Annotated in this window: 24 protein-coding genes, 2 tRNA genes and 1 pseudogene; 16 read left to right on the top strand and 11 right to left on the bottom strand. The window is 64.2% G+C overall.

The window, feature by feature from the left end; translation table 11 throughout:
- A pseudogene (locus tag ACOJSJ_RS16525) lies at positions 1–102 on the top strand (ArsR family transcriptional regulator); the annotation flags it as partial.
- A 101-nt stretch (positions 103–203) separates the two neighbouring features.
- Here ACOJSJ_RS16525 and ACOJSJ_RS16520 read toward each other — a convergent pair.
- Both ACOJSJ_RS16520 and ACOJSJ_RS16515 read right to left on the bottom strand, forming a co-directional pair.
- The gene (locus ACOJSJ_RS16520; RefSeq protein ID WP_420146051.1) at positions 204–1,451 is read right to left on the bottom strand and encodes a tetratricopeptide repeat protein; all 1,248 of its coding nucleotides are present in this window, start codon (positions 1,449–1,451) and stop codon (positions 204–206) included.
- 91 nt (positions 1,452–1,542) lie between these two features.
- The gene (locus ACOJSJ_RS16515; protein WP_420146050.1) at positions 1,543–2,817 is read right to left on the bottom strand and encodes a hypothetical protein; all 1,275 of its coding nucleotides are present in this window, start codon (positions 2,815–2,817) and stop codon (positions 1,543–1,545) included.
- Between the two features lie 295 nt (positions 2,818–3,112).
- Between ACOJSJ_RS16515 and gyrA the strand changes: the two genes are divergently transcribed.
- Both gyrA and ACOJSJ_RS16505 read left to right on the top strand, forming a co-directional pair.
- Positions 3,113–5,824, top strand: coding sequence for a DNA gyrase subunit A (gene gyrA, locus ACOJSJ_RS16510; protein WP_420146049.1), 2,712 nt, complete (start codon positions 3,113–3,115; stop codon positions 5,822–5,824).
- Complete coding sequence (locus ACOJSJ_RS16505; protein ID WP_420146048.1) at positions 5,821–6,168, top strand: DUF952 domain-containing protein; 348 nt, start codon at positions 5,821–5,823, stop codon at positions 6,166–6,168. Before gyrA ends, ACOJSJ_RS16505 begins: the two co-directional genes overlap by 4 nt.
- A gap of 580 nt (positions 6,169–6,748) precedes the next feature.
- On the opposite strand, the gene ACOJSJ_RS16500 is transcribed toward ACOJSJ_RS16505, so the two are convergent.
- On the bottom strand, positions 6,749–7,864 hold the full coding sequence (locus tag ACOJSJ_RS16500) for a glycosyltransferase (protein WP_420146047.1): 1,116 nt from the start codon (positions 7,862–7,864) through the stop codon (positions 6,749–6,751).
- Between the two features lie 90 nt (positions 7,865–7,954).
- Here ACOJSJ_RS16500 and ACOJSJ_RS16495 point away from each other — a divergent pair, with 90 nt between their 5' ends.
- From ACOJSJ_RS16495 to ACOJSJ_RS16465, 7 genes are all read left to right on the top strand, one after another.
- On the top strand, positions 7,955–8,818 hold the full coding sequence (locus tag ACOJSJ_RS16495) for a lysophospholipid acyltransferase family protein (RefSeq protein WP_420146046.1): 864 nt from the start codon (positions 7,955–7,957) through the stop codon (positions 8,816–8,818).
- Between the two features lie 32 nt (positions 8,819–8,850).
- Positions 8,851–9,492, top strand: a complete 642-nt coding sequence (locus ACOJSJ_RS16490; RefSeq protein ID WP_420146045.1) for a phosphoribosylanthranilate isomerase — start codon at positions 8,851–8,853, stop codon at positions 9,490–9,492.
- A 99-nt stretch (positions 9,493–9,591) separates the two neighbouring features.
- Positions 9,592–10,845 carry a tryptophan synthase subunit beta gene (gene trpB / locus ACOJSJ_RS16485; protein WP_420146044.1) on the top strand — a complete coding sequence of 418 codons (1,254 nt, stop codon included), beginning with the start codon at positions 9,592–9,594 and terminating at the stop codon, positions 10,843–10,845.
- 8 nt (positions 10,846–10,853) lie between these two features.
- Positions 10,854–11,669, top strand: coding sequence for a tryptophan synthase subunit alpha (trpA, locus tag ACOJSJ_RS16480; RefSeq protein ID WP_420146043.1), 816 nt, complete (start codon positions 10,854–10,856; stop codon positions 11,667–11,669).
- Positions 11,666–12,514, top strand: a complete 849-nt coding sequence (accD, locus tag ACOJSJ_RS16475) for an acetyl-CoA carboxylase, carboxyltransferase subunit beta (protein WP_420146042.1) — start codon at positions 11,666–11,668, stop codon at positions 12,512–12,514. The genes trpA and accD overlap by 4 nt, the downstream gene beginning before the upstream one ends.
- 51 nt (positions 12,515–12,565) lie before the next feature.
- Positions 12,566–13,900, top strand: coding sequence for a bifunctional folylpolyglutamate synthase/dihydrofolate synthase (locus ACOJSJ_RS16470; RefSeq protein WP_420146041.1), 1,335 nt, complete (start codon positions 12,566–12,568; stop codon positions 13,898–13,900).
- Positions 13,901–13,967: 67 nt separating this feature from the next.
- Complete coding sequence (locus ACOJSJ_RS16465; RefSeq protein WP_420146040.1) at positions 13,968–14,408, top strand: DUF6628 family protein; 441 nt, start codon at positions 13,968–13,970, stop codon at positions 14,406–14,408.
- Here ACOJSJ_RS16465 and ACOJSJ_RS16460 read toward each other — a convergent pair.
- Both ACOJSJ_RS16460 and ACOJSJ_RS16455 read right to left on the bottom strand, forming a co-directional pair.
- Complete coding sequence (locus ACOJSJ_RS16460) at positions 14,393–15,709, bottom strand: AmpG family muropeptide MFS transporter (protein WP_420146039.1); 1,317 nt, start codon at positions 15,707–15,709, stop codon at positions 14,393–14,395. The genes ACOJSJ_RS16465 and ACOJSJ_RS16460 overlap by 16 nt on opposite strands.
- An 83-nt stretch (positions 15,710–15,792) precedes the next feature.
- A complete protein-coding gene (locus tag ACOJSJ_RS16455; protein WP_420146038.1) occupies positions 15,793–16,251 on the bottom strand; it encodes a response regulator in 459 nt (152 codons plus the stop codon).
- Positions 16,252–16,426: 175 nt separating this feature from the next.
- Between ACOJSJ_RS16455 and ACOJSJ_RS16450 the strand changes: the two genes are divergently transcribed.
- Together ACOJSJ_RS16450 and rsmD are read left to right on the top strand one after the other, a co-directional pair.
- Positions 16,427–17,881 (top strand): pseudouridine synthase, encoded by a 1,455-nt coding sequence (locus ACOJSJ_RS16450; protein WP_420146037.1) that lies wholly within the window; start codon positions 16,427–16,429, stop codon positions 17,879–17,881.
- A complete protein-coding gene (gene rsmD / locus ACOJSJ_RS16445; protein ID WP_420146036.1) occupies positions 17,878–18,417 on the top strand; it encodes a 16S rRNA (guanine(966)-N(2))-methyltransferase RsmD in 540 nt (179 codons plus the stop codon). The genes ACOJSJ_RS16450 and rsmD overlap by 4 nt, the downstream gene beginning before the upstream one ends.
- A 315-nt stretch (positions 18,418–18,732) precedes the next feature.
- On the opposite strand, the gene ACOJSJ_RS16440 is transcribed toward rsmD, so the two are convergent.
- Complete coding sequence (locus tag ACOJSJ_RS16440; RefSeq protein ID WP_420146035.1) at positions 18,733–19,158, bottom strand: Fe-S oxidoreductase; 426 nt, start codon at positions 19,156–19,158, stop codon at positions 18,733–18,735.
- A gap of 120 nt (positions 19,159–19,278) precedes the next feature.
- Positions 19,279–19,677 (bottom strand): GFA family protein, encoded by a 399-nt coding sequence (locus ACOJSJ_RS16435; protein WP_420146052.1) that lies wholly within the window; start codon positions 19,675–19,677, stop codon positions 19,279–19,281.
- A 107-nt stretch (positions 19,678–19,784) separates the two neighbouring features.
- Between ACOJSJ_RS16435 and ACOJSJ_RS16430 the strand changes: the two genes are divergently transcribed.
- A complete protein-coding gene (locus ACOJSJ_RS16430) occupies positions 19,785–22,061 on the top strand; it encodes an ATP-dependent helicase (RefSeq protein ID WP_420146034.1) in 2,277 nt (758 codons plus the stop codon).
- A 74-nt stretch (positions 22,062–22,135) separates the two neighbouring features.
- On the opposite strand, the gene ACOJSJ_RS16425 is transcribed toward ACOJSJ_RS16430, so the two are convergent.
- The 4 genes from ACOJSJ_RS16425 to ACOJSJ_RS16410 all read right to left on the bottom strand — a co-directional run bounded on the left by ACOJSJ_RS16425 (position 22,136) and on the right by ACOJSJ_RS16410 (position 23,273).
- Positions 22,136–22,432 (bottom strand): GIY-YIG nuclease family protein, encoded by a 297-nt coding sequence (locus ACOJSJ_RS16425; RefSeq protein ID WP_420146033.1) that lies wholly within the window; start codon positions 22,430–22,432, stop codon positions 22,136–22,138.
- 101 nt (positions 22,433–22,533) lie between these two features.
- A tRNA-Ala gene (locus ACOJSJ_RS16420) sits at positions 22,534–22,609 on the bottom strand.
- A 171-nt stretch (positions 22,610–22,780) separates the two neighbouring features.
- Positions 22,781–22,856 (bottom strand) — tRNA-Ala (locus tag ACOJSJ_RS16415).
- Between the two features lie 87 nt (positions 22,857–22,943).
- On the bottom strand, positions 22,944–23,273 hold the full coding sequence (locus tag ACOJSJ_RS16410) for a TIGR02300 family protein (protein WP_420146032.1): 330 nt from the start codon (positions 23,271–23,273) through the stop codon (positions 22,944–22,946).
- A gap of 149 nt (positions 23,274–23,422) precedes the next feature.
- On the opposite strand from ACOJSJ_RS16410, the gene aroA reads away from it, so the two are divergent.
- The 3 genes from aroA to ACOJSJ_RS16395 all read left to right on the top strand — a co-directional run.
- On the top strand, positions 23,423–24,775 hold the full coding sequence (gene aroA, locus ACOJSJ_RS16405; protein ID WP_420146031.1) for a 3-phosphoshikimate 1-carboxyvinyltransferase: 1,353 nt from the start codon (positions 23,423–23,425) through the stop codon (positions 24,773–24,775).
- On the top strand, positions 24,772–25,401 hold the full coding sequence (gene cmk / locus ACOJSJ_RS16400; RefSeq protein WP_420146030.1) for a (d)CMP kinase: 630 nt from the start codon (positions 24,772–24,774) through the stop codon (positions 25,399–25,401). The genes aroA and cmk overlap by 4 nt, the downstream gene beginning before the upstream one ends.
- A gap of 176 nt (positions 25,402–25,577) precedes the next feature.
- The coding region (locus ACOJSJ_RS16395; RefSeq protein WP_420146029.1) for a S1 RNA-binding domain-containing protein at positions 25,578–25,841 on the top strand (264 nt) is incomplete at its 3' end.

The raw sequence follows: 25,841 nt of genomic DNA, 5'->3' as shown, positions 1-25,841 counted from the left end.
CTGACGTCGAAACTGACGCCCGCGCCCAATGTGGTCAGCGTGAAGACGTCGCTGACCATTCGCACGTCGAAAAACCTGCCGGGCGTCCCCCTGCCCGTCTGATCGGGCCAGGCCACCGAACAATGGAAAAAGGCCCGCATTCACACATAGAATGAATGCGGGCCTTTTTTCGGCGTCCGTCATCCGGGCTTATCCGCGCCGGATCAGCCGATCTTGCGATCCTGATGTTCGGCCCACAACGTCCAGAAACCGGCGATCGCGGTCCAGTTGCCCGTTACCTGCGCCAGCGTCGCCTGCGCATTTGTCAGATCGCCCGACCGCGCCAGCGCCACGCCCAGACGCGCGTTCGCCCGCCCCGCATCGACACCGCCCTTGCTCAGCGCCAGCCGATATTGTTCCACCGCCTGCGGATATTGTCCCAGCGAAAAATAGCTGTCGGCAACGCCCAGCGCATCCTTGCCGGTGGAGGCTGCCGCCGCCTTCTTGGCCTGCGCGGGCAATGCCGCGATTTCCTTCGTCGCCTTGGGCGTGACGCTCTTGAGCAGCTGGCTGGTCACGCTCTGCGTCGGCGTCAGCTTGCCCACGCTGCGCCCGGCTTCGATGATCGCCTTGGCTTCGGCATAATAGCCCGACTTTTCCGCCGCCTGCGCATAGGATTGGTAGTCGCGCTCGCTCGCCATCGCGCCGTTCGCGGCCTGAAGCCGGTACAGGTCCAGCTGCAATTGCGGGTCCAGTTCGGCGGCGGACTGATAATTGATCAGCGCCGACCGCCATTGCGGCTTGCCTTCCTGCTGGTTCAGCCGATCGCGATAGAGCTGGCCCACTTCGGGCCAGTCGCCCGCCTGATAGGCCATGGAAATGGCACGGTCGGTCCAGGCAAGCGGCACCGGCTTGCCTGCGGCTTTCTGTTGCGCGATCGCGGCCTGCACGAACGGCCGGGCTTCCTTGGGCTTGTTGCGCCGCATGGCGATGTCCGCGCGCAGCATCGTCGCGTCCACGCCATCATAACCCAGCGTCTTGGCGTAATCGAGCTGCGCGACCGCATCCTCATAATTACCCACGACATAGGACAGATAGGCCGCGACATAGCGCAGGCGCGGCGCATCGCCACGCGGCAGGGCCGTCGTCTTGAACAGGTCGGTCAGCGCCAGCCGCTGCGCCTGAATGTCGCGCTTCTGCGACGCCAGCTGGAACTTCAGTCCGGCGACGATATAGGATTCGAAATCATTGGTCGGGCTGAGCGTCGCGATCTGCGTCGCCGCGGCCGTGCTGTTCCCCGCCTTCAGCGCCGCTTCGGCGGATTGCACCCCGGCCCGAAACGTATCGGACATGGTGATCGGCGGTCCGGCGACCACCAGCTTCTTCTTCGCAACGGCCGGTGTCGCAACGACAACTGCAACCGCCGCCAGCGCCGTCAACGGCAGACGGGAAAAAATCGAATCGATACGCATGGCCGCCCCGGCCTCCCCCAACAGATAATCAATTCACATCAACGATCATGGGCGCCGCGACCGTTCAGGCCGCGGCGCCCCACATTATGGATCAGGCGCCCTTGGTGCTCAGATAGGCGAGCCACAGGCCGGCCACTTCCTTGCGCGAACCGGCCTGCACGGCCTGGAACGCCGCCTTCGCACCGGCATTGTCGCCACCCATGGTCTTGGCGATGCCCAGACGGGTGTTCACTTCGTCCGCGTCGACGCCACCCTTCTGCTTGGCGAGTTCGAACATCGTCACTGCCTTGGCATAATCGCCATAGCCCAGATAGGCGTCACCGGTCGCTGCGGCGATCTTGCCATTCGCGGCCTTCTGCGCATCCGCTTCGGCCGAACCCAGCGAACCCTTGTCGCCCGCGATCTTCGACGTTGCCGCCGAATAGATGTCGCTGGCGCTGCTGGCGTTCAGCACGCCCTTTGAACGGCCCTTGTCGATCACCGACTTCACTTCGCCGTAAATGCCGGTTTTCGACGCCATTTCGGCATATTCGGTGAAGTCCTGCGCCACGACCAGACCTTCCGATGCGCCCAGAACGCGCAGGACGTCCAGATTTTCGCGGTTGGAGATATTGGGGTTCGCGCGCTGGAACAGGCGGACGAGCGTGCGCAGATTTTCGCCGCTCGCATCGGCCTGATAGGCCCATTTCGCCCATTCGGTCACTTCGGGCAGCTTGGCGGCTTCGGCACGGCCGACGCCGATCTTGTACCATTGCGCGGGTGGCTGCTGACCGGCAGCCTTCATCGCATCAGCCCCGGCCTTCAGCGCGGCCAGACCCTTCTGGTTGAAACCGCGCGCCGGTTCGACCGAACCATTGGCGGTGCCCGCCTTGCCGAAATAGGCTTGCGCCAGCGTCGGCTGTACCGATTCCGGCTTGTAACCGGCGGCCAGCGCCGCTTCGCCGCGCTGGATCGCCAGATCGTAATTCTTCGCGTTCATCGCCTGATCTGCGGCAATGGCGTTGAACTGCCCGGCCTGTTCGGGCGGGGTCAGGCCGCTGTCCAGCATCTGGGTCAGCGCTTCGCCCTGAAGCGCGGCATCCTTCGCAGCGATGGACGTGTTCAGCTTGATCGCGCCAATCTGATATTTGTCGTCATTGGACTGCGCCTTGCTGTCCGCTTCGGCCAGCGCGGTCTTGGCGCCCGCAAAATCCTGAGCGTCGGCCGCCTTCTGCGCGGCCTGCAGCGCCTTGATCACGTCGGGCGACACGTTCAGCTTCGGCCCGGCCTTCTTCTCTTCCTTCTTCGCGGCAAAGGCGGGCGCCGAAACGGCACCGCCAGTCACCGCCAGAGCCAGCGCGAGCGCCACCGGGGTTACAAAACGCATGATCCTCATCTCCTCTGCGCGCCTGCTGGGGGACAACAAGCGACATTTCGCGGTTGAACGCCGATTAGGGGCCGGCGCGTGAACGGGCTTTGAACAAGCCTATATCGTCGGATTTTGCAACCGTTATGCGCCCCCTTCGTTCCGCCTGCAAAATTTCCTTACGCAACATGACTTCCGGACCGCACGGACGGGCGCGCGGCCATTTGTCACCGCTCGGCGCAAGGGGTGACAGATTTGTTTCGCTGGGCTAGTGCATGGGCAACAACACGCACACATCCATAAAAAGAGAATCGCATTGACCGACGAGACTGCCCTCGCCGACCCTTCGGACATCAGCCCCATCTCCATCGTGGAGGAGATGAAGGCCAGCTATCTCGACTATGCCATGTCCGTCATCGTTTCCCGCGCCCTGCCGGACGTGCGCGACGGGTTGAAGCCGGTTCATCGCCGCATTCTCTTCTCGGCCCAGGAATCGGGCTTCGTCTATAACCGTCCCTATCGCAAATCGGCCCGTCTGGTCGGTGAAGTGATGGGTAAATATCACCCGCACGGCGACAGTTCGATCTACGACGCATTGGCCCGCATGACGCAGGACTGGTCCATGCGCGTGCCGCTGATCGATGGTCAGGGCAATTTCGGATCGATGGACCCCGATCCGACAGCCGCCATGCGTTACACCGAAGCGCGTCTGGCCAAGGTCGCGACCGCGCTGCTGGATGATCTCGACAAGGATACCGTCGATTTCCAGCCGAACTACGACGCGTCGGAAAATGAGCCGCAGGTTCTGCCCGCGCGCTTTCCCAACCTGCTGGTCAACGGCGCGGGCGGCATCGCGGTCGGCATGGCGACCAACATTCCGCCGCACAATCTGGGCGAAGTGCTGCGCGCCTGCCTTGCCTATATCGACAATCCGGGGATCACGACCGACGAACTGATTCAGATCGTCCCCGGCCCCGATTTCCCCACCGCCCCGCTGATCCTGGGCCAGTCGGGCGCGCGCAGCGCCTATCATACCGGCCGTGGCTCCATCATGATGCGCGCGCGACATGAGGTGGAGGAAGGACGCGGCGACCGCCGCTCCATCGTCCTGACGTCGATCCCCTATCAGGTCGGCAAGTCGGGCCTTGTCGAAAAGATCGCCGAAGCCGCCAAGGACAAGCGGATCGAGGGCATCAGCGACATTCGCGACGAATCGAGCCGCGAAGGCGTGCGCATCGTCATGGACCTGAAGCGCGACGCCACGCCCGATGTCGTGCTGAACCAGCTGTGGCGCAACACCCCGGCGCAGTCGAGTTTCCCCGCGAACATGCTCGCCATCCGTGGTGGTCGCCCGGAAATATTGGGCCTGCGCGACATCATCGAAGCCTTCATCCGCTTTCGTGAAGAAGTCATCACCCGCCGCACCAAGTTCGAACTGAACAAGGCGCGCGACCGGGCGCATATCTTGCTGGGCCTAGTCGTCGCGGTCAGCAACCTCGACGAAGTCGTCCGCATCATCCGTGGATCGGGCAGCCCGGCCGAAGCGCGCGAATCGCTGCTGGCCCGCGAATGGCCGATCGGTGACATCGCCCCCTATCTGCGTCTGGTCGAAGCGATCGAGACGGAAGTCACCGGCGACGTCTACAAACTGTCGGACATTCAGGTCCGCGCCATCCTCGACCTGCGCCTGCATCGCCTGACGGCGCTGGGCCGTGACGAAATCGGCAAGGAACTGGCCGAACTGGCCGAAGCCATCGCCGAATATCTCGCCATCCTCGGCGACCGGGTAAAGCTCTATGCGGTGATGCGCGAAGAGCTGGAAGCGATCGAGAGCGAATTCGCCACCCCGCGCCTGTCCCAGATCACCGCCGCCGCCGACGGGATCGAGGATGAAGACCTGATCGAACGCGAAGACATGGTCGTCACCGTCACGGTGCAGGGCTATATCAAGCGCACCCCGCTCGAAAGCTTCCGTGCGCAGGCGCGCGGGGGCAAGGGCCGTTCGGGCATGGCGACCAAGGATGAGGACGCGATCACCGAACTGTTCGTGACGTCGACCCACACGCCGGTGCTGTTCTTCTCGACCGCTGGCAAGGTCTACCGCATGAAGGTATGGCGCCTGCCCGAAGGCGGTCCGGCCACGCGCGGCCGCCCGATGGTCAACCTGTTGCCGCTGGGTCCGGGCGAAACCATCCAGACCGTCCTGCCGCTGCCCGAAGATGAAGATAGCTGGAAGGATCTGCACGTCATGTTCGCGACCGCGAACGGCACCGTGCGTCGCAACAGCATGGACGCCTTCGCCAATGTGCCCTCCAATGGCAAGCTCGCCATGCGCTTTGACGAAGGCAGCGAAGATCGCCTGATCGGCGTGGCGCTGCTGACCGAAGGCGACGACGTGCTGCTCGCCACGCGTCAGGGCAAGGCGATCCGCTTCGCCGCCACCGACGTCCGCGAATTTCAGAGCCGCACCTCCACCGGCGTGCGTGGCATGACGCTCAAGACCGATGACGAAGTGATCTCGCTTTCCGTCCTCCACCGTTCCGGCGCCAATCAGGAACAGCGTGAGGAATATCTGCGCTTCGCCCCGTGGAAGCCTGAAAAGGAAGGCGAAATGGCCGATCAGGACATGTTCGCCCTGATGAAGGACCGCGAACAGTTCATCCTGACCGTCTGCGCCAATGGCTATGGCAAATTGTCGTCGGCCTATGACTATCGCCGCACCGGTCGCGGTGGTCAGGGCATCACCAATATCGACAATATCGGCCGCAACGGTCCCGTCGTCGCCAGCTTCCCCGCGACGCAGGCGAACCAGCTGATGCTGGTGACCGATCAGGCGAAACTGATCCGCATGGGCCTCGACAGCCTGCGCGTCATCGGCCGCAGCTCGGCGGGCGTGCGCCTCTTCAACGTATCCGACAACGAACATGTCGTCAGCGCCGCGAAGATCGAGGAAGCCGAAGACGCCGAAGCGCCCGAAGCCGGTTCGGAAGCGACGCCGGACACCGGTTCGGAGAATGGGGAAGCGTGAGCGACCTCTTCGCCTATAAGGTGCTGACGGCGGATCAATATGCCCAGTTCAAGGCCGATGGCCTGTTCAAGGGCGCGCCGATCGACCTGACGGACGGTTACATCCACATGTCGACCCGCGAACAGGCGGCCGAAACGGTCGCCAAACATTTCGCGGGTCAGGACCGGCTCGTCATGCTGATGATCGACCTCGCCCCCTTTGGCGACGCGATCAAATGGGAAGTGTCGCGCGGCGGCGCGCTCTTCCCCCACCTCTATGCCGACCTGCCGATCGGCGCGGTAGCGGGCAAGGTCGTGCTGCGCATAGGCGACGACGGACAGCATCAGTTCCCGGCGGGGTTCTAAGCGGCGGGTGTATTGGTTTTCGACCATTGGTCGATACAAGAAACCCGTTCGGGCTGAGCGTGTCGAAGCCCTTTCCTTTCTTCCAAAACCTTGTGGTTTGAGGAGAAATTAAAGTCCTTCGGCAGGCTCAGGGCGAACGGCGCTTGCGGGGTGAGTGTCCGCAAACCACCCATCGTTACCAGCGGACTACAATAAGGCTCATCATAACATAGGCAAAAACTGCGAAGATTGCTTGAGGCCAGCCCAATATGGGCAAGACCCATGCAAGCGTACCAAATAGTGCCACCAACGCGGCGGCCCTGGGAAATGTCAGGCTCATTGCAACATCTTATATGACCGCGCTTAAGATCGAAAGCGGACGCCTCAAATCCACCCATCACAGCCCATACCTGTCCTACCCCGACGACCGATGCTACCCTGAATCATCGCCCATTGCGCAGACGGTTCAGAGGTTGAGGGCGGAAGAAGAAGACACAAAATTTCCCGCCTCTGTATCGAAATTTCAGAATAAGCGGGAAATGTGCGAAGTTAAGCGCAGACCGCTCCGTTAAGCCGACCTCTCACCCGCATCCGAACAGCCCTAGTTCACCCGGTCGATCCGCACCACTTTCCCCCGACTGACCCGATAATCCCACCCGCCCCAGCGAATGCGATCGGACATGACTGCCTGCACCTGCACCGCCAGATGCGCCCAGACCACCGCGAAGGGCGCTGCCACGTCCCAGATCAGCGAACGTCTCGCCGCCCGTGCCTGATCCGGCTCCAACACGGCGTTCAGGATCATCCGCCGCACCGCCGCCCGCGTAAAAGCCGCACCATAGCCGACCGCGACCGCAGGCCATCCGCCCCAGCCCCATGCCCAGATCCACGCCAGAGCATGAACCCCAACGCCGCCCATGGCCGCCATCCACATGCCCGGACTATTGGTGAAAATATGCCGATATTGTCGCACCCCAAAGGCCCATAGCGTCGCCATGTCGCCATCCAGCGGGCTGGCGACCAGCAGGTCGCGCACCGGCCGCAGGCGCAGCCTGGCGCGCCATCCCGCCAGTCCCATCGCCATGTCATCTGACAGCCTGCCCGCCAGCACAGTGTCCAGATCCAGCCGGTCCGCGACATCCCGCGTCATCGCCATGGCCCCGCCCCATGGCATGGTGGCGTTGGCCGCGCGCGGCATCGTCGCCAGCTGCATTTCGACCGCGCCCACCAGCATCGGCATCCACCCGGCGGCAGGCAACAACATCCGGTATCCCGTCACCATATCCGCCTTGCCCCGCACAAGCGGGAACAGCAGCCGCCCGATCAGCCGCACCGGCGGCTGAATGTCCGCATCGATGAACAGCAGATAGCGATCCTGTGGCTGCAAGGCCCGCAACGCCGCCCGCAGCTTGTGAACCTTCTGCCCCTCATCCTGCGCGACCCCCGCTGCGAAGACCTGAACCCAGCCGCCTTCCTTCGCCGCCAGTGCCTCCGCCGCACGGCAGGCTCCCGATGTCGCCAGCAACAGCCGGAACGGCGCGTTCTGTGCCTTCAGCCGCGCGATCAGGTCCGGCCCGCCGTCCCAGTCATCCCGCACGCTCAGGATGACCACGGCGCCGTCCGGCGCCTCTTCCTGACGGTCGGTCGGCAGGTTGCGCCAATAATTGACCACGCCCAGCAACGTCAGACACTGAAGACCGATCCAGAACCACATCATCGCCGTTGCCCCATGCCCATTTCAGGGCTGAATGTCGATCGGCCCCGGGGCCTCTTTACCGTTTCGATGGCTGCTGTATGACGCTTGGCGATGCTCTCAAACCCCTTTCTCTTCTTCCTGATGCGCCATTTGCCCGCGCCGAGCGCCAGCTGGCTCGGTGGATGGCTGTCGGCCAACGTCGCGCGGCGCAACATGAAGCTGCGCGATGCCCGCGCCCGCGCCAATCTGGCCATGCTGCGCCCCGACCTGCCGGAAACGGAAAGGGAAGCGATGTTGACCCGGCGCTGGGTCAATATCGGCCGGACCATGGGGGAACTGGCCAATATCGACCGGCTGGTGAACGAAGCCCATGTGACCGTGGTGGACAGGAACGCTTATCAGACGGTGCTCGACGGTCCCGGCCCGATGATCGCCTTCACCGCGCATCTGGGGAACTGGGATCTGCTGGCCGCCCATATCAAATGGTCGACCGACCGTCCCGGCCTTGGCGTGTACGAAGATCCGCACGACCCGAAAATCGCTGCCCAGCTGAAGAAAGCCCGGTCCAGCTATATGGGGGAGGCGATCGGCGGCGAAGGCGCAGCGCGCGGCGTGCTCAAGCATCTGACGCAGAAGGACCGCGCGACCCTCTATATCCTTGCCGACGAACGGCGCGACCGTCAGGTCTGGTTTCCGACCTTCGGCCGTCCGATCGAACCGTCGGGCAATCTGTCCATCGCCCTGCGCCTGGCCCGCAAAGTCGGCGCGCAGTTTCTGCCCTTTTACCTCATCCGCACCAGCGGCCCCCATTTCGAGCTGCACTGGCATCCGCCGCTGAACCCCGCGACCATGAGCGACGCGGACATCGTCGCCACGCTCGACCGCTTTCTGGGGGACGCCTGCATCGCCCATGCCGATCAATGGCTGGCGCTGCACGACATGGACCTGACCGATCCGGTTTCGGGTCGGGTGTGACTTGATCGCCCTTACGGTCTAAAGGCCCCTGCATGTCCCGACTCGCCATCAAGATCTGCGGCCTTTCGACGCCCGAAACCATCGGTGCCGCTGTTCAGGCGGGGGCGAGCCATGTTGGTTTCGTCCATTTCGCCAAAAGCCCGCGCCATGTGGAAACGGATCGGATGCAGGCGCTGGCCGCCGCCGTCCCGTCGCATGTCGAACGGGTCGCCGTGCTGGTCGATCCGGCCGACGACATGCTGGCCGGGCTGGTCGGCACCAGCGCGATCAGCGCACTGCAGCTGCATGGGAAGGAAACGCCGGAACGCGCCGCCGCCATTCGCGCCCGGTTCAACCTGCCGGTGTGGAAAGCGATTTCAGTCAAGACCCGCGCCGACATCGATGCCGCCAGCGCCTATGTCGGCGCGGCCGATCGGCTGCTATTCGACGCCAAGACGCCCGATGGCGCGGCATTGCCCGGCGGCATGGGCCTGCGTTTCGACTGGACGCTGCTGCGCGGCCTGTCCATTCCCGCGCCATGGGGCCTGTCGGGCGGCCTTGGCATCGACAATGTGGCAGAGGCGATCCGCATCACCGGCACGCCGCTGGTCGATGTCTCTTCGGGTGTGGAAGATGCGCCGGGCATCAAGAGTGTGGACAAGATCATGGCCTTCTGCAAAGCGGTTCAGCCATGATGATGTCAAACGCCCCTGCCATGCGCGTCGAAGGACGATGGCGCTGATCGCTTATCCCATGCCCAAGCGAACGCCCCTATTGTCCCCGGAAAGATTCTCATGACCGATATGATCACCCCTATGGCCGCTCTGGCCAACAGCCTTCGCAGCCAGCCGGACACCACCGGGCATTTCGGCGCCTTTGGCGGCCGCTATGTCGCCGAAACGCTGATGCCGCTGATCCTGGAACTGGAAAAAGTCTATCAGGAAGCCAAGGTCGATCCGGAATTTGAAGCGGAATTCGCCGAACTGCTGCGCTCCTATGTCGGACGCCCCAACCCGCTCTATTATGCGGAGCGACTGACCGAAGCCCTGCGTGCCAAGGCACCCGCTGGCAAAAGTGCGAAAATCTACCTCAAGCGCGAGGAGCTGAACCACACCGGCGCGCATAAGATCAACAATTGCATCGGTCAGGCGCTGCTCGCCCGCCGCATGGGCAAGAGGAAGGTCATCGCCGAAACCGGCGCTGGCCAGCATGGCGTCGCCACCGCGACCGTCGCCGCCCTGTTCGGCATGGAATGCAAGATCTTCATGGGCGCCAAGGATGTCGAAAGGCAAAAGCCCAACGTCTTCCGCATGAAGCTGCTCGGCGCGGAGGTCGTGCCCGTCGTGTCGGGATCGCAAACGCTCAAGGACGCGATGAACGACGCGCTCCGCCACTGGGTGTCGAACGTCCATGACACATTCTACATCATCGGCACGGCGGCGGGTCCGCACCCCTATCCCGAACTGGTCCGCGATTTTCAGTCGGTCATCGGCAAGGAAATCCGCACCCAGATCATGGAAGCGGAAGGCCGCCTGCCCGACCTGCTGATCGCGCCGGTCGGCGGCGGGTCCAACGCCATCGGCATGTTCCACCCCTTCCTTGACGACAGCGAAGTCGCGATGATCGGCGTGGAAGCCGCCGGCGAAGGACTGGACAGGAAACATGCCGCATCGCTGGCTGGCGGCGCGTCGGGCATCCTGCATGGCAACCGCACCTATCTGCTTCAGGATGAAGACGGCCAGATCACCGAAGCGCACAGCATTTCGGCAGGCCTCGATTATCCCGGCATCGGCCCGGAACATAGCTGGCTGCACGAAATTGGCCGGGTGAAATATATGCCGATCAAGGATGACGAAGCGCTGGAGAGCTTCCAGACGCTGTCCCGTCTGGAAGGCATCATTCCCGCGCTGGAATCCGCCCATGCCGTCGCCGCCGCGGAGCAGGTCGCGCCGACGCTGGACGCGGACAAGGTGATCGTCGTCAATCTGTCTGGCCGGGGGGACAAGGACATCTTCACCGTCGCCGACGCGCTGGGAGTGGAAATGTGAGCGCCGTTATGACCGGGGACCGCCTCGCCACCCGTTTTGCCGCCTGCAAGGCGCAGGGCCGCGCCGCCCTCATCACCTTCGTGACGGCGGGCGATCCCGACGTCGCGTCGACCCCGGCCATCCTCGACGCACTGGTCGCGGGCGGCACGGACATCGTCGAACTGGGCATGCCCTTTACCGATCCGATGGCCGATGGCCCTGCGATCGAACTGGCCAACCTGCGCAGCCTTGGCTCCGGCACGAAGACGAAGGACATCTTCGCCATCGCCGCCGCTTTCCGGGCGCGCCATCCCGATACCCCGCTGGTCCTGATGGGCTATGCCAACCCGATGCTGGCACGCGGGTCCGAATGGTTCGCCGATCAGTGCAAGGCGGCCGGTGTCGATGGCGTCATCTGCGTGGACATCCCGCCCGAAGAAGATAGCGAAATCGGCCCCGCCCTGCGTGCTTCCGACGTTCACCTCGTCCGTCTCGCCACGCCGACGACCGATGCGGCCCGCCTGCCGACCGTGCTGAACGGTGCCAGCGGTTTCCTTTACTATGTCTCGGTCGCGGGCATCACCGGCAAGCAGCAGGCCGCCCAGACATCGATCGAACTGGCCGTGAAAAAGCTCAAGACTGCCACCGACCTGCCGGTCGCCGTCGGCTTTGGCGTGCGCGGCCCTGAACAGGCGGCCGCCATCGGCCGCATCGCCGACGCCGTCGTCGTCGGTTCCGCCATCGTGGACATCGTGGGGTCGCATGGTGACGCCGCCGCGCCCTTCGTCCAGGAATTTGTCGCAACCCTCAGCGACGCCCTTCATATTCGGGAGACCGCAGCATGAGCTGGATCAACCGCGTTCGTAACGCCCTGCCCTTTACCAAGAAGGAAACCACCACCGAAACGCTGTGGCACAAATGCCCGTCGTGCAAGGAAATGGTGTTCATCAAGGAATGGGAAGAAAACCTGTCCGTCTGCCCGCGTTGCGACCATCACGGCCGCATCGGCCCGTCGGAGCGGTTCGAACAGATACTGGATGCAGGCTTCATCCTGCTGCCGACGCCCCGCGTTTGGGAAGACCCGCTCAAGTTCAAGGACAGCAAGCGCTATCCCGACCGGATCAAGGCCGCGCGGTCCGCCACCGGCGATCAGGACGCCCTGATCAACGCCCGCGGCGCGATCGACGACGTGCTGCTGGTGATGGGCGTTCAGAATTTCGCCTTCATGGGCGGGTCCATGGGTATGGGCGTCGGCGCCGCCTTCATTCAGGGGGTCAATGACGCGATCGCGCATAAATGCCCCTATGTCATCTTCACGGCGGCGGGCGGCGCGCGCATGCAGGAAGGCATTTTGTCCCTGATGCAGATGCCCCGCGCTACGGTCGCCATTCAGAAGCTCCATGCCGCAGGCCTGCCCTATATCGTCGTGTTGACCGATCCGACCACGGGCGGCGTCACCGCAAGCTATGCCATGCTGGGCGACATCCAGATTTCCGAACCCAACGCCCTGATCGGCTTTGCGGGCCAACGCGTCATCGAAAGCACTATTCGCGAAAAACTGCCCGAAGGGTTCCAGCGCGCCGAATATCTGCTGGACCATGGCATGATCGACATGGTGGTGCACCGGAGCGAACTGCGCGATACGCTGGCCCGCGTGATCGGCTATCTCAGCCCGCGCGCCGTGGCCTGACCGCCGCATCATAGCGCGAACATCATAGCGCCTCAGGGGGATCAGCGCGCCATGGCCGACAATGCCGTTTCCGACGACCCACAGGTTCAGGCGCAGCTTGATCGACTCTGGTCGCTATCCCCCGGCGCGGACGTGCTGGGGCTGGAACGCATCACCCGGCTGCTGGAACGGCTGGGCGATCCTCATCGGGCCATCCCGCCGGTCTTCCATGTCGCGGGCACCAATGGGAAGGGGTCGACCTGCGCCTTTCTGCGCGCCGCGATGGAAGCGGATGGGAAAAGCGTCCATGTCTTCACCTCCCCCCACCTGGTGCGTTTCAACGAACGCATCCGCATTGCCGGTCACCTGATTTCCGATGCCCAGCTGGCGGACTATCTGGCCCGCGTTCTGGATATTGCGCAGGATGTGAACGCCAGCTTCTTCGAAGTGACGACCGCAGCTGCCTTCCTCGCCTTTGCCGAACATGATGCGGATGCCTGCATCATCGAAGTCGGCCTTGGCGGACGACTGGATGCCACCAATGTGGTCGTCAATCCGGTGATCTGCGGCATCGCGCAGCTGGGTATCGATCATCAGGCCTTTCTGGGCGACACGCTGGCGCAGATCGCGGCGGAAAAGGCCGGGATCGCCAAAACCGGCGCGCCGCTGGTCACCCAGCGCTATGCCGAAACCCTGTTCCCTGTCATTATCGATGCGGTCGCCCGCGCCACCACCCAATGGGTCGGGCAAGGCGATGCCTGGGATGTGGCCGTCTATCGCGACCGGCTCCATTATCGCGATGAACACGGCCATATGGAAACGCCGCTGCCGCGCCTCGCCGGGGCGCATCAGGTGCAGAATGCCGGACTGGCCCTTGCCATGTTGCGGCACCAAAGCGCGGTGACCTTGTCCGAGGCAGCGATCAAGGCCGCGCCGCTATGGGCGCAATGGCCCGCGCGGTTGCAACGGCTGGACCATGGTCCCCTGCTTGCGCCGCTGCCGGAAGGCGCGACGGCGTGGCTGGATGGCGGCCATAATGCCGGGGCGGGCGAAGCGATCGGCGCTTTCTTCACCGCCGACCGCCTTGAGGGGCACAGGCTGCACCTGGTCATCGGCATGTTGGCGAACAAGGATGTGGACGCTTTTCTGGCGCCCTTCGCTGGCAAGATCGCCCATATCCATGCCCTGCCCGTGCCGGGTCATGACCATCATCCGCCCGAACGCTTTGCCGCAATCGCCGCCCGATGGGGCATCGCATGCGCCGCCCATACCGATGCGACACAGGCCATCGCGGCCATAGCCAGCCATTGCGCCGATACCGGCGAAACCCGACCAAAGCTGCTGATCGGCGGCTCGCTCTATCTGGCGGGTGAAATTTTGCGGCTGAACGATCAGCTGCCTGACTGATTAGAATTGCGACTGTCTCGCAATAGCGTATTATGCGTCATCGAACTTACGCAGAAGGCGCGATTCTATGGCTTATGGAGAAACCTCCCCCCTCGACCTGCCCCGTCCCGTTCCGGGTGGCTATGGCAATCGCCTCTTCCTGTTCGTGATGCGGCGGATGGCGACGGCGGGCGTCAATGACGCCCACGCCGCAAACGCCATGCTGGGCGCATTCGGGCGCAGCTATCGCCGACCGCTCGTGCTGATGCGGGCGATGATGCTGGAACTGGCGCGCGCGTCCAGTCGCAAGATATTGGTTGCCCCCTGCTGCTGCGCCCGCATGACGGCGGACGAAGCGCTGATGATGCAGGCCACCGGCGCAGCGTTGCGCGATCCCAACGCCGCCTATGATCAGGTCAGCGAACTGCTGGGCAACGACCATGCGCTGGGGGCACTGACCTGTCTGCAGGCAGTAGCGCAGGCTCATAGCGACCTTGGCCGGCCGCTGGATCTCTACGCGGCGGGCTGATCGTTTGCCGCCGTACCCACGCTCGCGTCGATCAGCCCGGCGCGCATCATCAGCCAGAAGAGCAGGATGCCCGGCACCGCCAGTGCGGTGGTGAACAGGTAGAAATCGACATAGCCGAACCGTTCGATCAGCCCGCCCGCCGTCGTGCCGGTCAGGAAACGGCCGACGATGCTGGCGGCGGCAGAAATCAACGCATATTGCGCGGCCGTGAAGCGCAGGTCGCACAGGGCCGAGAAATAGGCGACGACGGTCACGCCGCCGATACCGCTCGCGAAATTCTCAAAGCCGATGGCGCCTGCCATGCCCCAGTTGCTTTTGCCCATCGCGGCGAGCGCGGCGAAGCTGAAATTGGATACGCACATCAGGATCAGGCTGAACAGCACCGACCGCTTCATGCCCATCCGCGCGTAAAGCACGCCGCCAACGAAAATCCCTATCAGATAGGCCCAGAAACCGATGCCGACATCGTAAATGGCAATTTCGTCATTGCTATATCCCATGTCGTTGAACAGCAGGCGGAAAGTCAGGTTCGCCAGCGTATCGCCGATCTTGTGCAACAGGATGAAGAGCAGGACGAGCAGCGCGCCGCGACGCTGGAAAAATTCGACCAGCGGGCCGGCGATCGATTGCCAGACCTCTCCCATACCGCGCCGGGCCACCGGGTCACGGCGCCGTTCCGGTTCGCCCAGGATCAGGCCGGTCAGCATGGCAGGCAAGGCAAAGATGGCGCAGGCGAGATAGGCGCCATGCCAGCCGATCCGCGACGCCAGCACCAGCGCCAAAGCCCCCGCCGCCACAGACCCGATGCGCCAGCCATATTGCGACATGCCCGAACCAACGCCCAGCTGTTCGGGCCTGAGCGTTTCGATGCGATAGGCGTCGATCACGATGTCGAAAGTCGCGCCCGCCACGCCGACGAGGATTGCGGCATAGGCCGTCTGTATCAGGCTGACGGCCGGATCGACCAACGCCAGATGCGCAACCGCCGCCATCACCAGAACGCCAGCAAGCAACAGCCATGATACGCGCTGTCCCAACCGGCCGATCACCGGCAAACGGACCCCATCGACGATCCAGGCCCATAGCCATTTGAGATTATAGACGAGAAAGGCCAGCGTGAAGGCGGTCACTGCTTTCTTGTCGATGCCGTCCTGCGCCAGGCGGGTGGTCAGGGTCGCGCCGATCATGGCGAAGGGGAAGCCCGACGACACACCCAGGAAAAAGGCGGCCAGCGGCCCTTTTTGCGCATAGGGTTTCACGGCATCCAGCCAGTTGCGGCTGCCCTGCATGGCTTCGGTCATAAAAAGCGCGCGTCCCCCGGTGGCGTCATAAAGCGCGCCAGCATATGGCCTGATTGCAAAGTGGCAAGCCCGCGATGCGATGATCAGCCTTCGGACGGGAACAGGCTGAGGCCGATCGGCGATCTGGGGCGGCGCGCGCCGCGCAGCATGGCGTCGACCACGCCGATCGCCGCGATCAGATCGCGCGGGGCATAGGGTTTGGACAGACAGCCGACCGCGAGCGTCCACGCATCGACCGGGCAGCGGCCGGTGACGAACAGCACCGGCATTCCCTGCGCCGCGGCATGGCGGGCGACGTCGATGCCGGTGTTCTTCCCGTGCAGCGTCACGTCCGCGATCACCAGATCGATGCCGCCGCCGTCGATCACCCGCACGGCATGGTCATGGTCGTCCACCGTCGCGGCGATGGCATAGCCCGCCTGTTCCAGCGCATGTTCATTATCGAAGGCGACGAGCGGTTCATCCTCCACCACCAGCACGGTGCGGATCGCCCTGCGCGGGCGCACATGGCCACTCCCTTGTTTCACCAGCCCGAAAAACATTTGCCGATCCGCCCTGATTCCGCCATGCACCCGAAGAAACGCCGCGCCCCCACGCCGGGTTGCCCGGTAGACGGTATGTCTCCCTTCGCCCAGGCGCCGGAGCGGCACATTTCAGCCTGTTGCTGGCTTTGTTCCTATATGGGAATATCCAGTGCCCACGAAAAGGAACTCGCCCTTGGAACCGCCAAAAAAATCCGGACCGCCCCGCAGGGCAGGACCAGGCGGACCGAAACGCCCAACCGGCCCCGGTCGTGATGGATCTGGCCGTGACAATTCTGGCAGGCGCGCCGGCGCACCCGCCGGGCGCGATGGCGGCCGTGGCGCGGGACGGGACGATGCCAAACCTCGCTTTGGCAAGAGTGACGGCGCGCGATCGGATCGGCCGCGTGGCGAGCGCCCCGGACGGGGCCGGGCGGATGGCGCAGCGCGTCCCGCCCCCGGCGAGGGATCGCGCCGCCCACGCAGCGACAGCGATCCGGGCGACAGCCCGCGCAGCGACGGCTTCCGCCCGAACGGGGTGCGGCAGGAGCGCAACCGGCCCGATCGTCGGCGCGCGGATGGCGACGCCCCCCGGACCGACCGCCCCTATGGCGAACGGACGGAGCGGAGCCGGGGCGACGGCCCGGCGCGCCCGGTTCGCAGCGCCGGACCGCGTGGCCCCCGTAGCGAAGGCGAACGGGCCGAACGCCCCCGCAGCGAGGGCTTTCGTCTCGATGGCGTGCGTCAGGACCGCAATCGCCCAGACAGGCCGCGTGCTGACAGGCCGCGTGCTGACAGGCCGCGCACCGATGCATCGACATCCTATCCGCCGCGCCGCCCACGGGGCAAGGGACCGACCCCGACGACCAATCCGCATCCGGCCCATGCCGCCGCCAGCGCCGGCAAGGGCGAACCGCAGCGCATCGCCAAGCTGCTGGCCCGCGCCGGTGTGGCGTCGCGCCGTGAAATCGAGCGCATGATCGAGGAAGGTCGCATCGCGAAGGACGGCGTCGTCATCGATACGCCGGCCACGCTGCTGACGTCGCTGCAGGGTGTGACGGTGGACGATGTCGCGGTCGCCGCGCCCGCCCCGACCCGTTTGTTCCTGTTCCACAAGCCCGTCGGTTACCTGACGACAGAGCGTGATCCCGCCGGGCGGCCGACCATTTACGACCGGTTGCCCGCCGACCTGCCGCGCGTGATGCCGATCGGGCGGCTGGACATGAATACCGAAGGGCTGTTGCTGCTGACCACCGATGGTGGTTTCAAGCGGGAGATGGAATTGCCCGCGACCGGCGTGCCGCGCACCTATCGCGCCCGTGCCTTTGGCGAAGTCAGCCAGCAACAGCTGGAAGACCTGTTCGACGGGCTGGAAATCGACGGCATCCGCTATGGCCCGATCGAGGCCAATCTGGAACGGCGAACCGGGCGGAACCAGTGGGTCGAAATGACCCTGACCGAAGGCAAGAACCGCGAAGTGCGCCGGGTGCTGGAACATCTCGACCTGAAGGTCAATCGCCTGATCCGCACCAGTTACGGCCCGTTCCAGCTGGGCGAACTGCCGGTCGGCGCGGTGGAGGAGGTGCGACAGCACGACCTGGCCCAGTTCCGCAGCACATTGAAGAAAGCCGGGAAGAGCGAAGAGCAATGAGGATCATTTCGGGCCAGTGGCGCGGACGCCCCCTGACCGCGCCAAAGGGCGACGCCACCCGTCCCACCGGCGACCGGACGCGCGAGACGCTGTTTTCCATGCTGTTGAGCCGTATCGGATCGTTCGAGGAGCTGGCCGTGGGCGACTTTTTCGCCGGGTCCGGCGCGCTGGGGTTCGAGGCGCTGTCGCGGGGCGCGGCATCATGCCTGTTCGTGGAGCAGGACAAGGCGGCGCTGGACGCGATCCGCGCCAATGGCGAGCGGCTGAACATCCGGCCGGACGTTCGCGCTTCCAGCGTGTTGTCGCTGGGGTCGGCGCCAAAGCCGCTGGACCTGATCTTCATGGACCCGCCCTATGGCACGGGCGCCGGTCAGGTGGCGCTGGACAAGCTGGCGCGGCTTGGCTGGACCAGCCCGGCCAGCTGGATCAGCATCGAGACCGACCGGCGCGAGGATGTGGCGGTGAAGGGCTTTGCCGTAGACAGCGTTCGCGATGTGGGCAAGGCGCGCATCACATTGTTGCGGGCGGAAGATTGAGGCTTTTCAAGGCTTTCCTGCCTGTCTGAGCAGCAACTGAGACAGCGATGGAGACAGAAAATCTCCTATTTTATGCCTGATTTTCAGATTATTGAATAATTTCAGATGCCTATGCGATTTTTTCACGAACAAGTGCCAGAAAATCATTAGCCTCCTAATGATTTTCTGGCAGGGTCCGGTATGGGCGTTCGGGATCGGAATATCATCCGATCCCATTGAGCCGAACGATGCTCCGATCGCCTTTGGCTTTCCGTCTTCCGCAAACCGTCGGCTGCCTGACCCGATTTTGAAATGGTCCGGCCGACGCCTTTCGCATCAGCGCTTGCGTGCGGCTTTCGGCGCTTCGCCGCGATTGATGCAGCTGTCCTGAACCGCGCGGGTGCAGGTGGGATAATCCTTAGCCTCCGTCGGCGGCGGGGTGACATTGCCGCCGACCGTTACCGGATTTTCGGAAGAACCGACCGGCGCCGCGGGATCGTGCGGCACGTCGGCGGGCGCTGGGACCATGCCGGGATCGGCAGGGACGGCGCCGGTGGGCACGCCTGCATTGGGATCGGCCTGCGGCGATGACGGCTGCGCGGCCTGCGGTGTGGCAGGCGGCGTCGCAGGCGCAGGTACGGACGTCATGGCGTCAGCGGCAGGCGGCTGATTGCCGGGCGCGGCCGCATCCTGCGCGATGGCCATAGTGCCAAGGCTGGAGACGCCGAGCAGCGCCGCGCTGGCCAGAATGATGGATTTCATCGGGATCATCCTTTCCTCTACTTCGCCCCGTTCGGGACAAAAACCGGCGGCCCGCCAGCTCCGTTCCGCCATGACGACGAACGGAGTGCCGGGCGGGACGGGATGATCCGCCTGCTGTACCTATGGTCCTTCAGGATAGCGGGCGAAGGATGGAATATCATGGGCCTTTTCCACCCATGGCAGCGCTTCGGCCATCTGGATTTGCGCCTGTGGCGGCAGCGCGGCGGGATCGTCCAGCGTCGCCGTCTGAATATCGATCGATCCGGGGAAGACCACCGGATTGGTGTAGAACAGTCCGGTGCCGCATGTGCCGCAGAAATGACGGGTGGCGTTTTCCGACGAGTGGTAACGCACCGCTTCCCCTTCGATCTTCACGGCATCTTGCGGGAACAGCGCCCATCCGACCATCGGCGCGCCCGCGCTGGCGCGGCAATCGGCGCAATGGCATACAGCGCTGTAGGCCGGATCGCCGGAGGCTTCATAGCGGATCGCCCCGCATTGGCATCGTCCCGTCAGCATCATCCCTGCTCCCTTGCATGATTCGCCTTTTGTTCTCATAGAAGAGGCTGCGCCGCAAGAGGCCTGCCCCCTTGCCCCCGGACCACCCCATGCCTAGTTGACCCAACATGACCGTGCCTGCTCCATCTCCGAACGACCCGCCCTATCTGAACGGGCTGAACCCGCCGCAGCGCGAGGCGGTGCTGACGACGGAGGGCCCGGTGCTGGTGCTGGCGGGCGCGGGAACGGGCAAGACGGCGGCGCTGACGGCGCGGCTCGCCCACCTGATCGCGACGAAGCGGGCATGGCCGTCCGAGATTCTGGCGGTGACCTTCACCAACAAGGTGGCGCGGGAAATGCGCGCGCGTGTCGGCCGCATGATCGGCGACGCGGTGGAGGGCATGCCGTGGCTGGGCACGTTCCACGCGATCGCGGCCAAGATGTTGCGCCGCCATGCCGAACTGGTGGGACTGCAATCCAACTTCACCATCCTGGACACCGACGACCAGCTGCGGTTGCTGAAGCAGCTGGTGCAGGCCGAAGGGATCGACGAGAAACGCTGGCCGGTGCGGCAGCTGGCCGGGCTGATCGACCAGTGGAAGAATAAGGGGTGGACACCGGCCGATGTCGGCGCGGGCGAAGCGGAAGGCTATGCCCATGGCAAGGGGCAGAAGCTGTACGAAGCCTATCAGGCGCGGCTGCGCGACGTAAATGCATGCGATTTCGGGGACTTGCTGCTGCACGCTCTGACGATTTTGAAGACGCATCGCGACGTTCTGGAGCAATATCAGCAGCGGTTCCGCTATATCATGGTGGACGAATATCAGGATACCAATAGTAGCCAGTATCTGTGGCTGAGGCTGCTGGCACAGACGCGCAAGAATATCTGCTGCGTGGGCGACGACGACCAGTCCATCTATTCATGGCGCGGCGCAGAAGTGGCCAATATCCTGCGGTTCGAAAAGGATTTTCCGGGCGCAACGATCATCCGGCTGGAACAGAATTACCGGTCTACGCCGCATATTCTGGGCGCGGCTTCGGGCGTGATCGCCGAAAATGGCAATCGGCTGGGCAAGACATTGTGGACCGACATCGACGTCGGCGAAAAGGTGCAGGTCGTCGGCGTGTGGGACGGGCCGGAGGAAGCCCGCCGGATCGGCGACGAGATCGAATCGGTTCAGCGCAAGGGTGGGTCGCTGGATGAAGTGGCGATCCTTGTCCGCGCGCAGCACCAGACCCGCGAGTTCGAAGACCGTTTCATCCAGATCGGCCTGCCCTATCGCATCGTGGGCGGCTTTCGTTTCTATGAGCGGGCGGAAATCCGCGATGCGCTGGCCTATCTGCGGCTGGTGAACCAGCCCGCCGACGATCTGGCGTTCGAACGGATCGTCAACGTGCCCAAGCGGGGCCTGGGCGACAAGGCGGTGGAAAAGCTGCACCGGCTGGCGCGGGCGGAGGGCATTCCCCTGATGCTGGCGGCGGCGCGGATACTCGATACCGACGAGCTGACGCCGCAGGCGCGCCGGTCGCTGGGCAATTTCGTGGGCGATCTGGCGCGGTGGCGCGATCGCGCGGCGCAGTTGCCCCATGCGGAGCTGGCGCGGCAGATACTGGACGAGAGCGGCTATACCGCCATGTTGCAGGCGGAGCGCACGACGGAAAGCGCCGGGCGGCTGGAAAACCTGACCGAACTGACGCGGGCGATGGAAGAATATGAGACGCTGGGCGCGTTTCTGGAGCATGTCAGTCTGGTCATGGACAATGAGGCGCAGGCAGACGAGCGCAAGGTCACGATCATGACAATCCATGCCGCCAAGGGGTTGGAGTTCGACACGGTGTTTCTGGCCGGGTGGGAGGAAGGCATTTTCCCGTCGCAGCGGGCGCTGGACGAAGGGGGCCTCAACAGCCTGGAGGAGGAACGGCGGCTCGCCTATGTGGCGATCACGCGGGCGCGGCGGCGCTGCACCATCCTGCACGCGGCCAACCGCCGCATCTATGGCCAGTGGACCAGCAGCATCCCGTCGCGATTCGTGGGCGAACTCCCGCCCGAACATGTCGAGTCGGAAAGCAGCATGTCGGGCGGCGCGTCGCTGTGGCGAGCGAACTGGTCGGAACGGGACGATCCGTTCGCCGATGTGGCGCGCGGCACCGGGCGCGGGCCGGGATGGCAGCGGGCGCAATCGACCGGGCAGTTCAGCAAGGAACCGGTGCGGATCGTGGAAGCGCGCGCTTCGGCCGTGTCGCTGGGCAACAAGGGGCGCAGCGACATGAAGCTGGGCCTGCGCGTGTTCCACCAGAAATTCGGCTATGGCACCGTCGCGGAAATCGAGGGCAACAAGCTGGAGATCGATTTCGAGACGGCGGGACGCAAGCGGGTGATGGATAGCTTTGTGAGTGTGGGGTGAGCGGTACTTAACGCCTAACCCCGTTCGTCCTGAGCCTGTCGGGCCGTAGGCGACCGCAGGTCAACGACGCGGCATTAGCTGTCGTCTGCATTTTGCCGATGGCGTGAGAGTTTCCTAAGCCAATCCCAATCGCCGTCGATCAGCGCCTGTTTCTTCGCACGGGTCCAGCCTTTTACTCGGCGTTCGGCGGCGAGCGCATGTTCTCTTGTACCAAAGACCTCACACCAGACCGGCGATAGCGGGCGACGCGGCGCTGTATAGGCGCTTGCTTCACCTTGCGGATGGCTGGTTATCCGAAGTTCCAGATTGTCGGCGTGGCCCGCGTAGAAGGAGCCGTCGCTGCATTTGAGACGATAGGCATGAAAGGCCATATCTCATCGTAGCTGTATCTCGCGTCGTCGACCTGCGGTCGCCTCCGGCCCGACAAGCTCAGGACGAACGGCCGTATCTGGAATAGCGAGACATAGAAAAATGGTGGAGCCTAGCGGGATCGAACCGCTGACCTCCTGCATGCCATGCAGGCGCTCTCCCAGCTGAGCTAAGGCCCCATCTGTGCGGATCAAGACTCCGCAGTCCATGGATCGGACCATGTCCGGCTATGCCGTCGGTCCCATGTAATAACGGGAAGGTCGGTTCTGACCCGCCACGTCTGTTCCCTCACTTGCGTTCGGGAATTTTTCGGGAAAATGTCCCCCGGACATTTTCTTGCTCCGAAAAATTGGTGGAGCCTAGCGGGATCGAACCGCTGACCTCCTGCATGCCATGCAGGCGCTCTCCCAGCTGAGCTAAGGCCCCGTACCAGTGAAGCGCCGCTTGGGTCCGGCGCTTCGGAGGTCGCTGCCTCTAGGGTCGTGCGACCCCGTTGGCAAGCAGAATTTTCAATTAATTGTCGTCGTTGTCGTCGTCATTACCGGCGTCGACGCCCAGGTCGTCATCGCCGCCCAGATCGACGTCATTATCCGGCGAATCATCGTCTTCATCGACGTCGATGTCCAGATCGTCATCGGCCGATTCCAGCTCGCCATCGGCGGTTTCGATCACCTTCTTGGGCGCTTCTTCATAAGGCAGCGGGTGCTTCGACTTCAGCACCGGTTCCGGTTCCCAGGCGCTGCCGCAGTTGATGCAGGTCACCGGGTCATCCTTGCCCAGGTCATAGAAGCGAGTCGCGCATTTCGGGCAGGTCCGCTTCGTGCCCCATTCAGCCTTCACCATGTCCGGCCTGTTCCTTCTTCGATGCTTCAAACAGAAATCACGCGGCACAACGCACAGCTTGCCCGCGAAACGTCGGGCGCCTTGCCATAGCGGAACCGCGCTGTCAAAAGCCGCTCGCATTTTTTCGGTTTCATGACAACGGACATCCCGTGACCCAGCATAGCGACACCCCCACCCCCCGCACCTTCACCGCCGCCCCCGCCCTGTCCGGCAGCGTCACCGTGCCCGGCGACAAGAGCATTTCCCACCGGTCGCTGATGCTGTCGGCGCTGGCCATCGGCGAAAGCCGGGTCGAAGGGCTGCTGGAGGGTGAGGATGTGCTGGCCACCGCAGAAGCGATGCGGGCGATGGGCGCGACGATCACCCGCGATGACGATGGCGTGTGGCATATCCATGGCGTGGGCGTGGGCGGGCTGTTGCAGCCCGAAACGGCGCTGGACATGGGCAATAGCGGTACGTCCACGCGATTGCTGATGGGCCTGATCGCCAGCCATGATCTGACCGCGACCTTCACGGGCGATGCATCGCTCAGCAAGCGACCGATGGCGCGCGTGACCGAGCCGCTGTCGCGCATCGGCGCGAGGTTCACGGGCAGCCCCGGCGCCAATGGAAACATGACCCTGCCGCTCACGATGAAGGGCGCCTGCCCCGCCGTGCCGCTGGATTACACCCTGCCCGTCGCGTCGGCGCAGGTGAAGTCGGCGATCCTGCTGGCGGGCCTCAACACGCCCGGCATCACCCGCGTGGTCGAACCGATCCCCACCCGCGACCATAGCGAGCGGATGCTCAAAGGGTTCGGCGCGGACCTGAATGTCGAGGTGCAGGCCGATGGCACGCGCGTCATCACGCTGGTCGGCGAAGCGGAACTCAAGCCGCAGAATATCGTGGTGCCGGGCGATCCGTCGTCCGCTGCCTTCCCAATGGTGGCGGCTTTGCTGGTGCCCGGATCGCAGGTGACGATCGCCAATGTGGGGCTGAACGGTACGCGGGCGGGCCTTATCGACCTGCTGCGCGAAATGGGCGGGTCGATCGAGGTGGTGAATGCCCGCGAAGTGGGTGGCGAGCCGGTCGGCGACCTGATCGTCACCGCGTCAGCGCTGAACGGCGTGGAGCCGGACCCGGCTCGCGCGCCCAGCATGATCGATGAATATCCCGTTGCCTTCATCGCGGCGGCTTTCGCCGAAGGACGCAGCGTCTTTCGGGGCCTTGAGGAACTGCGCGTCAAGGAATCGGACCGCATCGCCACCATGGCGCAAGGGCTGCGCGCCATCGGCGTGACCGTGGAAGAACTGGAGGACGGCATCGTCATCGAAGGCAGCGGCGGCAAATTGCTGCCCGGCGGCGGGCCGATCGCCACCAAGCTGGACCATCGCATCGCCATGAGCTTTGCCGTGGCGGGGCTGGTGTCGGAACATGGCGTCACCATCGACGATATGCGCCCGGTGGCGACCAGCTTCCCGACTTTCCTGCCGCTGCTCCAGACTTTGGGAGCCGTTGCATGATCATCGCCGTCGACGGACCCGCCGCATCGGGCAAGGGCACCATCGCCAAGGCGCTGGGGCACCATTATGGCCTGCCGGTGCTGGACACCGGCCTGCTCTATCGCGCGGTCGGCCTGTCCGTGCTGAAAAATGGCGGCGACCCGGATCATGAGGAGGACGCGCTGGCCGCAGCGGCATTCGACGACGCGATCCTGTCCGACCCGGCGCTGCGCAGCGAGGCGGTGGGTAGCCTCGCGTCGCGCGTATCCGTGCATCAGAGCGTGCGCGACGCGCTGATCCAGCGGCAGCGCGATTTCGCGACGCAGCCGGGCGGCGCGATCCTCGACGGGCGCGACATCGCCACCGTCATCGCGCCCGACGCCGACGCCAAGATATTCGTCACCGCATCGGTTCAGGTGCGCGCCGAACGCCTGTTTAAGGATGCGCTGTCGCATGGCGGCCATCCCGACATGGACAGCCTGATCGCCGATATTCAGGCCCGCGACACCCGCGACATGAGCCGCGACCATGCGCCGCTTCGCCAGGCGGAGGGCGCGGACTTGCTAGATACCAGCGATTTGACTATAGACGCCGCCGTCCAGCGGGCCGTCGCGCTTGTGGACGCCCAGCTTGAAAGTCGCGCCTGAGGCGTGACCCGATAAGGCGCGCGGAATTTCCGGGCGCCCTTTTCGCTTGTCATGACCTGTGCGTTTACAGCCGTAACCCATTGGATACGTGTCGGACATTCGGTCCGCCGCGTAGTTTGGCCAAAGACCATCGGATACAACCGATTGGCCAGCAATGATGAGTGAAGGACCAACTAATGGCCTCTACGGCATTCCCCTCGCGCGACGATTTCGCCGCGCTTCTCAATGATTCTCTCGGTGGTGAAGACGGCGGTTTCGAAGGCCGCGTCGTCAAGGGCACCGTTACCGCCATCGAAAACGACCTGGCCGTCATCGACGTAGGTCTGAAGTCCGAAGGCCGCGTGCCGCTGCGCGAATTCGCTGCGCCGGGCCAGAAGGCTGACCTGAAGGTCGGCGACGAAGTCGAAGTCTATGTCGACCGCGTCGAAAACGCCCATGGC

The organism is Sphingobium sp. (assembly GCF_048594625.1).
In the GTDB taxonomy this organism is placed as follows: Bacteria; Pseudomonadota; Alphaproteobacteria; order Sphingomonadales; family Sphingomonadaceae; genus Sphingobium.
Note: the sequence above shows the minus strand (reverse complement) of the source record. Positions and strands in the feature narration are given on the sequence as shown.

Bases quoted from the DNA above. Each gene is read 5' to 3' on its own strand.
- ACOJSJ_RS16520 (WP_420146051.1), bottom strand. From the start codon at position 1,451: ATGCGTATCGATTCGATTTTTTCCCGTCTGCCGTTGACGGCGCTGGCG.
- ACOJSJ_RS16515 (WP_420146050.1), bottom strand. From the start codon at position 2,817: ATGCGTTTTGTAACCCCGGTGGCGCTCGCGCTGGCTCTGGCGGTGACT.
- ACOJSJ_RS16500 (WP_420146047.1), bottom strand. From the start codon at position 7,864: ATGATGTGGTTCTGGATCGGTCTTCAGTGTCTGACGTTGCTGGGCGTG.
- ACOJSJ_RS16495 (WP_420146046.1), top strand. From the start codon at position 7,955: ATGCTCTCAAACCCCTTTCTCTTCTTCCTGATGCGCCATTTGCCCGCG.
- ACOJSJ_RS16490 (WP_420146045.1), top strand. From the start codon at position 8,851: ATGTCCCGACTCGCCATCAAGATCTGCGGCCTTTCGACGCCCGAAACC.
- trpB (WP_420146044.1), top strand. From the start codon at position 9,592: ATGACCGATATGATCACCCCTATGGCCGCTCTGGCCAACAGCCTTCGC.
- trpA (WP_420146043.1), top strand. From the start codon at position 10,854: ATGACCGGGGACCGCCTCGCCACCCGTTTTGCCGCCTGCAAGGCGCAG.
- accD (WP_420146042.1), top strand. From the start codon at position 11,666: ATGAGCTGGATCAACCGCGTTCGTAACGCCCTGCCCTTTACCAAGAAG.
- ACOJSJ_RS16470 (WP_420146041.1), top strand. From the start codon at position 12,566: ATGGCCGACAATGCCGTTTCCGACGACCCACAGGTTCAGGCGCAGCTT.
- ACOJSJ_RS16465 (WP_420146040.1), top strand. From the start codon at position 13,968: ATGGCTTATGGAGAAACCTCCCCCCTCGACCTGCCCCGTCCCGTTCCG.
- ACOJSJ_RS16460 (WP_420146039.1), bottom strand. From the start codon at position 15,709: ATGACCGAAGCCATGCAGGGCAGCCGCAACTGGCTGGATGCCGTGAAA.
- ACOJSJ_RS16455 (WP_420146038.1), bottom strand. From the start codon at position 16,251: ATGTTTTTCGGGCTGGTGAAACAAGGGAGTGGCCATGTGCGCCCGCGC.
- rsmD (WP_420146036.1), top strand. From the start codon at position 17,878: ATGAGGATCATTTCGGGCCAGTGGCGCGGACGCCCCCTGACCGCGCCA.
- ACOJSJ_RS16440 (WP_420146035.1), bottom strand. From the start codon at position 19,158: ATGAAATCCATCATTCTGGCCAGCGCGGCGCTGCTCGGCGTCTCCAGC.
- ACOJSJ_RS16435 (WP_420146052.1), bottom strand. From the start codon at position 19,677: ATGCTGACGGGACGATGCCAATGCGGGGCGATCCGCTATGAAGCCTCC.
- ACOJSJ_RS16430 (WP_420146034.1), top strand. From the start codon at position 19,785: ATGACCGTGCCTGCTCCATCTCCGAACGACCCGCCCTATCTGAACGGG.
- ACOJSJ_RS16425 (WP_420146033.1), bottom strand. From the start codon at position 22,432: ATGGCCTTTCATGCCTATCGTCTCAAATGCAGCGACGGCTCCTTCTAC.
- ACOJSJ_RS16410 (WP_420146032.1), bottom strand. From the start codon at position 23,273: ATGGTGAAGGCTGAATGGGGCACGAAGCGGACCTGCCCGAAATGCGCG.
- cmk (WP_420146030.1), top strand. From the start codon at position 24,772: ATGATCATCGCCGTCGACGGACCCGCCGCATCGGGCAAGGGCACCATC.